This window comes from Porcipelethomonas sp. (assembly GCF_051893655.1).
In the GTDB taxonomy this organism is placed as follows: domain Bacteria; phylum Bacillota; class Clostridia; order Oscillospirales; family Ruminococcaceae; genus Porcipelethomonas.
In genome coordinates, this window is sequence record NZ_JBJFHN010000138.1 from 20,326 (window position 1) to 27,383 (window position 7,058).

Genomic DNA, 7,058 nt, shown 5'->3' on the forward strand with positions numbered 1-7,058 from the left:
ATGTAAAGTTCAGATATAAATATAAAATCCGGTCAGATTCATTTAAGAACCTGACCGGAAAAAATCATGTTTTCATAATAAGACGTCTTAAATCTATCCAGTCGAAAATATTAAGATTTCCGTCATCATTCATTTCAGCTTCAAAATCATAATCATTAATTTCAATAATTCCAAGAAGCTTTTTCTGCAAAGTTACAAGGTCAGAAACATTAACTATTTTATCACAGTTAAAATCACCTTTAATTACTGTTTCCTGACTGGAAGTTTCGGGAACTGTTTCACTTACAGATGAAACAGATGTAGATGTAGCAGTATTTACTGTTGTAACAACAGATATTGTTGTTATTTCAGTAATGTCATACGATTCTGTTTCAGAAACAGATGTATTAACAGAAGTAACTGTATAAGATGTGGATTTTTGTGTCACTGATTCAGAAGTTGACAAGACTGTAGTTTCAGTTTCAGAAGTACTTTCTGTAACAGTTGTTGATGTAACAGATGTTGTTATTTCAGGTTCATCTGATGAATATACATAATCACTTTCACTCAGTTGAGGATATGTAAACGAAGTTGATATGTATTCCGTATCAGGGGTATGATTGGTATTAAAACTCTCAGAACCTTTTAAAAAATACTGATACTTTATAGGATTGCTGTCATCGTCCAGATCATCCCATGTACAGTCAAGGGCATACCAGTTACCGTCTTCCATCTGAATATAATTCCACATATGTGCAAAATTTGTTTCAGTATTTACATTTCCAATTACAACAATACAAGGTATATTTTCCTTATCGCAGAGTATTTTTACAGCTTTTGAATATCCTTCACATACAATACTATATGGTTCAATAAAAAATCCAAGAGCTGTATCATGGTATGGTGCTGATAAATCATAATTTACAGTATTTGCAATTGAATCGTGAATATATTTGATCTTGCTGTAGTTATCATCACCTTTGACTTCAAAAGAGCTTACTGCATTATCATAGGTCTGCTTGAATTCAGCTGCCGTTTCAACATCTGTGTACTCTTCCTTAACTGCACCTTTTAATTTCAGTTCAGAAATTGTCATTGTATATTTTCTGGTCATAAAGCTGTATCCGTTTTTTACATTACTTAATGTAACGCTTATCTGACTTGTATCAAGCCAGAAAAGTTCCGGATAATCATAATCCAGGGCAAGCTCTCCATCTCTTATTGTAGATAAAACAATCGTCCAGAATTCCGTTTTCTGGTCATCATCCCATGAAGACATATTTGTACTGGAAGTTTCATATGAAACAGGATCCGGCAGGCTTACAGAAAACTCCTCAGTAGTAGGCTCAAGCCAGATTTTCATAGCATCATACGCTGATTTGTTGTTATCATCCAGTTGATCATAAAAACTGAATGTATTTTCATTATACAGGCAGGTTACACCTGAAGATAATCCGGACGACCATTTATAATCCTCAGCATCAAAGCAAATGGTTTCGTCTATGATTTCATTTTCTGATGTAATATCAATGGCAGCTGCTTCAATTCCGGATACAATTGCCCAGTCCCCTCTTCCGCTTAAAACGGAAACAGTAAATAACAAAACGGTCCATAAACTAATGGTAAACTTTTTAATAGAAATTTTTATATCATGTTTCATGATATAAACCCTCCTCTCAGACTATTTACCTTTATCCCCGTCTATATATCTTTGAACATATTATACAATGCTTTTCTTCAAATGTCAATAACTTTTTAGGTTTATCATAATTTTTTAATAACATACTCTTTTAAGCATACCGTTCATATATGCAATAGAAACACCGAAATTTGTAAGCGGGACTCCTGCATCCTCAAAAGCTTTCTGTTTTTCAAGCATTGCTTTTCTGTTAATCATACAGCCGCCACAGTGAATTGCAAGCTTATACTGACTTATATCGGTCTGTATTTTCTGACCTGATATATTATCTATCTGTATATTCTTGTTAGTATATTTCCTTAAAAGAGCAGGTATTTTAATTCTTGCTATATCCCCGTCCAGAGCATGATGGGAACAGCTTTCCAAAATCAGAACTTTATCTCCGTCTTGAAGAGTATCAATAGCTTTTGCACTTTCAATAAGCTTTTTGATATCCCCTTTTATTTTTGCCATTAAAAGTGAGAAGGATGTCAGCGGAATATCATCAGGAATAATATTATTGACCTCACGGAAAATCTGTGAATCTGTAACAACAAGTGCCGGAGGATTTTTCAGACTTTCCAGAGCAGAATGAATGTTTTCAGATGTAACAGTCATTACCATGCAGCCATTATCAAGCAAGTCCCTCAGCACCTGAACTTCCGGCAGAATCAGACGGCCTTTAGGAGCCTGAATATCCTGAGGAGCTGTAAGCATTACAAGATCTCCGGGATTAACCAGATCGGCAGTAAGCACAGGAGTTTCAATTCTGTCCTTCAGAAGATTTATAAGGGCATTTTTAACATCATCTATACCATTTTTCTGATTCAGGTTTACATATATCACCGTTTCACAAAGACTTGAAAAATCAATATTACATTTTTTATCATTTATTTCATTTACCACAATAATATACGGTATATTTTTTTCTTTTATCTTACAGACATATTTTTCCGTTGAGTTTATACTTTCCGAAAGACTGCTTACCACCAGAATTGCTGCGTCGCAGATGCCAAGCTGCTCAATAGATTTCTGAACCCTTACACTTCCAAGCTCACTTTTATCATCCAGTCCAGCAGTATCAATAAACACTACAGGACCTAACGGTATAAGCTCCATAGGTTTAAAAACAGGATCTGTTGTTGTTCCGGCAACAGGAGAAGTTAGGGCAATATCCTGACCAGTCACGGCATTTATAAATGTTGATTTTCCGGCATTTGTATCTCCGAATACTCCTATATGTATTCTCAGAGCTTTTGGGGTCTGGTTAATTTCTGAAATCATAAGACTGCTCCTTTAAATTAATCAAAATCTGAAATCACGTTCGCCTGCCTTGATTTTTTCAAGATATTCATCAAATTTTACTTTTACTTTTTCTTCCTTTATATTATTGCGCTCTCTATTGATGACATCAAATGTAAGGCTTTTGAATTCTTCGTCACCATAATCCAGAGCGTATTCAGCAAGAGTAAGCATAGCATTGGGCAGACAGCAGTTTGAAATATTTCCTGTTTTTGCAAGCTGCATAAATCTGTCGCCTGTTCTTCCGGCACGGTAACAAGCAGTACAAAAGCTTGGTATATAACCATTTTTCAAAAGTGCCTTTGAAACTTCAGCCTCTGATCGTTCATCAGAAACCTTAAACTGTGCTGTACTCTGATCGTCACAGCTGCTGTCACAGTTTCCGTTGTTAAGTCTTTGAGCATATCCCCCTACTCCAGTACATGAACCGCCGCTTGTCTGAGAAATTCCCAGAGAAATTATTTCGTCTCTGAAATCTTTTTCTTCTCTTGTAGAAATAATCATTCCAGTATAAGGAACTGCAAGACGCAAAACAGCGATAATTGTTTTAAACTGTTCATCAGTTACAATATTCGGGAAAAGACTAAGATCAACTCCCTCAGCCCATCTGATTCTCGGAATTGAGATTGTATGAGGACCTATTCCGAAGGTATCTTCAAGATGTTTTACATGAAGCATAGTACCAATTACTTCATATTTATATTCATAAAGTCCGTAAAGAACGCCTATACCCACATCGTCTATTCCGCCCAGCATTGCTCTGTCGTGGGCAGTAGTATGATAATCATAATCGCTCTTAGGACCTGACGGATGAAGCTTTTCATATGTAGGTTTGTGATATGTTTCCTGAAATAGAACGTAAGTACCTATGCCTGCTTCTTTAAGCTTTTTATAATTTTCGACAGTTGTTGCCGCAATATTTACATTGATTCTTCTTATCTCTCCATTGCCGTTTTTAGTAGCATAAGCTGTTTTCATACATTCAAGAATATAATCAATATCACAGTTTTTCGGATCTTCTCCGGATTCCATTGCTATACGCTTATGTCCCATAGCTTCAATTGCACGGCATTCTTCAGCCACTTCTTCCTGAGTAAGCTTTTTTCTGCGTATGCCGGAACCGCAGTGATAACCACAGTACTTGCATCCGTTAATACAGTAGTTTGAAACATATAAAGGTGCAAACATAACAATTCTTTTACCATATATTGTTTCCTTGATTTTTCTTGCCATTGCAAAAATTTTTTCACGAAGCTGTTTATTCTCTTCGTTTTCGCATGCATACAAAAGTACTGATACCTCATATCTGTCAAGACCTTTGAGGGTTTCTGCCTTTTTAAGTATGGAATCAACAAGCTCTGTATTGTTTTTATTTTCTTCGCCATACTTTAATACTTTAAGAATTTCATCATTATCAATAAATTCCTCTGCTTTGCATGATTTACTGTTATACATAATAAAAAATCTCCATTCTGCTTAATTTTTAGAAATTGCCGCTTTAACTGAAACACTGTCTATTTTTCCAAGCTTTCCGGTTAAAGAACTGATTGTATCGGTATCAGCGTCCACAACAACGGATATGACAGAAACACCTCTTTCCTTGTAAGGAATACCCATACGTCCGATTATTATGTCACTGAAGCCGTGCAGTATCTCATTTACGCTTTCAGATGCTTCAAGATTATTAATTATAACCGCCAGAACAGCTATTCTTTTTTCCATTGCTATTTCCTTTCATATAAAATAAAATACCCGGTTATGTAACCAGGCATAATATCAGCATTTATAGATAATATAATATCCAAAAAACTGTAAGCCGATTGCTCAGAATAATCCTTGCAGCCCGAAAACAGAAAAAACATATTAATCCTGCACAGAAATATAATCAGGAATTTTAAAATATATTACAAATATTTACAAGTATTATATCATATTTTGTAGTAATTGTCAATATTTTTATAACTTTTATTTGCAGTTTTAAAGATATTTTCTTATATCAGCTTCCATTCTTTCTTCAATATTAATAAGCTTCCGGGCAATATCCTTTGATTTTTCATCAGCTGCTTTATATTGATTCAGATAATGCGACAAGGATTTTATACCCATATTGCAGCCATCTGTTATAAATTCTGCAACTGCCTGATCGGACTCATTAACTGCAAGTTTAAAATTTGTCTTTATCCACGACATTCCTTTTGCCATTACCGGAGGTTCTTTGCCGTCATCATGATAGTCATTCAGCAGCTTTTCAAGTTCTTTTTGTATTTCATCATGGTCATTTCTGCATTTTTCAAGAAATTTTTTCAGTTCAGAACTTTGAACATATTTCAAAGAATCATCAACAGATGAAATTCCCATTTTAATACCTGCATCGCATTCTCTAAGCAATTTTATTGTATCGTCTTCTATCATAGCTATTCTCCTTTACAAAATATAATCTTTGTTTAGTATGACCGATACAAATAAAAAAATACTATATTATCATCTTTATATAAAATTTATTTATTCAAATGTTTCAGGATACTTTGATTTTCTTTTATACTTTTTTCTGTCTGTATCAGCTATTCGAGTAACAGGGTTAATTCCCTGCCAGTCACGACGCTTTTCTGAATCAACACGGTGCTTTTCTTTTTTACTCATTTTTTCATAGGGAACAAATTTTTTCATTATTATTCCTCCCCTGCCTTAAAATTGTAAACTGGCTTTATAATATCATTAATTTCTACAGTATCACCTATGTTATTTACAATATCATCAATTGATTTATATGCCATAGGACATTCATCAAGTGTTCCCGAATTAACCGATGTCGTATAAATTCCTTTCATTTGTTTTTTATATTCAGATACTGTAAATGTTTCTTTTGCCTGAGAACGTGACATAAGTCTTCCGGCACCATGGGGAGCAGAAAAATTCCAGTCCCTGTTTCCTTTTCCGGTACATAGCAGACTACCGTCCCTCATATTTACTGGAATCAGCAGACATTCTCCTTTCTGTGCTGATACAGCGCCCTTGCGAAGAATCATATTTTCAGTATCAATATAATTGTGAATAGTAGTAAAACGCTCTTCAATATGAAGTCCCATTCCCTTTATAATTTCATCCATCATCGCCTGACGGTTTAACATTGCAAATTCCTGAACAATTTTCATATCATGAATGTATTGCTTAAAGAGTTCGCCTTCAGTATAAGCCAGATGTTTTGGAATATCTGTACGCTTGGTATTGACAAGTTTTTTCAGTTCTGCCTGTATCTGCTTTTCTTTACCTTCAGATTTAAGCTTATTGACTAGCTCATTAATTTCATTTTCCGAGCATTTATTTAGTTTTTTATATGCCTCTTGCTGATAATATTTTGCAGTTTCAACTCCAAGATGACGTGAACCGGAATGAATCACAATATAAACACTTCCGTCACTTCCTTTATCAGCTTCAATAAAATGATTTCCTCCTCCAAGAGTACCAATACTTTTTTCTGCAAGCAGCGGATTAATATACTCGTAGCAGTAAAGCTTTGTCAGGTCAATTTTTTCGCTGTATCTGTGAGCCTTATCACGGATATTAAATCCTGAGGGAATTTTTTCATAAATAAGCTTGTCAAGTTTCATAACTTCTATATGCTTTTCCTTAAGCTTTACGGTTTCCATTCCGCATCCGATATCAACTCCCACAAGATTCGGAACGGCATTGTCTTTAATTGTCATGGTCGTACCAATCGTACATCCTGCTCCGGCGTGAACATCCGGCATAATGCGTATATCTGAGTCTTTACTGATTGACTGATTACATAATGCTATAATTTGTGAAATGGCATCTTCATTAATAATATCTGTAAATATTTTTGCAAAATTATATTTTCCATTTAAAATAATCATAATGTTCCTTTCCGGATTTGCCGCAAAAAAATGCACTCCTGCTTTAAACAGAAGTGCATCTATAATAATTCTTATGCTTATATTTTATCGCACAAAAATAGTTTGCAGGCAAACCCCATGCTTCTGCTGTAACGTATTAATTTTTTGTCTGGTTTTATAAAATATTCTTATTAACATGGAATTCACCATCCTTTCATTTAAATATGTTTTGTATTATATCATTT

The 7,058-nt window shown here is 34.6% G+C and carries 7 protein-coding genes; all 7 read right to left on the reverse strand.

Translation table 11 applies throughout. From position 1 onward, the window contains the following. Positions 1 to 64 precede the first annotated feature (64 nt). Positions 65 to 1,639 (reverse strand): transglutaminase domain-containing protein, encoded by a 1,575-nt coding sequence (locus ACI4WO_RS08555; RefSeq protein WP_439807141.1) that lies wholly within the window; start codon positions 1,637 to 1,639, stop codon positions 65 to 67. A gap of 114 nt (positions 1,640 to 1,753) precedes the next feature. After that, on the reverse strand, positions 1,754 to 2,941 hold the full coding sequence (hydF, locus tag ACI4WO_RS08560) for a [FeFe] hydrogenase H-cluster maturation GTPase HydF (protein ID WP_439807142.1): 1,188 nt from the start codon (positions 2,939 to 2,941) through the stop codon (positions 1,754 to 1,756). 21 nt (positions 2,942 to 2,962) lie between these two features. Beyond that, positions 2,963 to 4,414, reverse strand: a complete 1,452-nt coding sequence (hydG, locus tag ACI4WO_RS08565) for a [FeFe] hydrogenase H-cluster radical SAM maturase HydG (protein WP_439807143.1) — start codon at positions 4,412 to 4,414, stop codon at positions 2,963 to 2,965. A gap of 21 nt (positions 4,415 to 4,435) precedes the next feature. Then, on the reverse strand, positions 4,436 to 4,681 hold the full coding sequence (locus ACI4WO_RS08570) for a TM1266 family iron-only hydrogenase system putative regulator (protein ID WP_439807144.1): 246 nt from the start codon (positions 4,679 to 4,681) through the stop codon (positions 4,436 to 4,438). Positions 4,682 to 4,936: 255 nt separating this feature from the next. Then, complete coding sequence (locus ACI4WO_RS08575) at positions 4,937 to 5,371, reverse strand: hypothetical protein (RefSeq protein WP_439807145.1); 435 nt, start codon at positions 5,369 to 5,371, stop codon at positions 4,937 to 4,939. 90 nt (positions 5,372 to 5,461) lie between these two features. Then, positions 5,462 to 5,626 carry a hypothetical protein gene (locus tag ACI4WO_RS08580; RefSeq protein WP_439807146.1) on the reverse strand — a complete coding sequence of 55 codons (165 nt, stop codon included), beginning with the start codon at positions 5,624 to 5,626 and terminating at the stop codon, positions 5,462 to 5,464. A 2-nt stretch (positions 5,627 to 5,628) separates the two neighbouring features. After that, entirely contained in the window at positions 5,629 to 6,834 is a 1,206-nt protein-coding gene (locus tag ACI4WO_RS08585; protein ID WP_439807147.1) for an RtcB family protein, read from the reverse strand. Between the last annotated feature and the right edge of the window lie 224 nt (positions 6,835 to 7,058).

Excerpts from the sequence above, each read along its gene's own strand:
- ACI4WO_RS08555 (WP_439807141.1), bottom strand. The coding sequence starts at position 1,639 with ATGAAACATGATATAAAAATTTCTATTAAAAAGTTTACCATTAGTTTA.
- hydF (WP_439807142.1), bottom strand. The coding sequence starts at position 2,941 with ATGATTTCAGAAATTAACCAGACCCCAAAAGCTCTGAGAATACATATA.
- hydG (WP_439807143.1), bottom strand. The coding sequence starts at position 4,414 with ATGTATAACAGTAAATCATGCAAAGCAGAGGAATTTATTGATAATGAT.
- ACI4WO_RS08570 (WP_439807144.1), bottom strand. The coding sequence starts at position 4,681 with ATGGAAAAAAGAATAGCTGTTCTGGCGGTTATAATTAATAATCTTGAA.
- ACI4WO_RS08575 (WP_439807145.1), bottom strand. The coding sequence starts at position 5,371 with ATGATAGAAGACGATACAATAAAATTGCTTAGAGAATGCGATGCAGGT.
- ACI4WO_RS08580 (WP_439807146.1), bottom strand. The coding sequence starts at position 5,626 with ATGAAAAAATTTGTTCCCTATGAAAAAATGAGTAAAAAAGAAAAGCAC.
- ACI4WO_RS08585 (WP_439807147.1), bottom strand. The coding sequence starts at position 6,834 with ATGATTATTTTAAATGGAAAATATAATTTTGCAAAAATATTTACAGAT.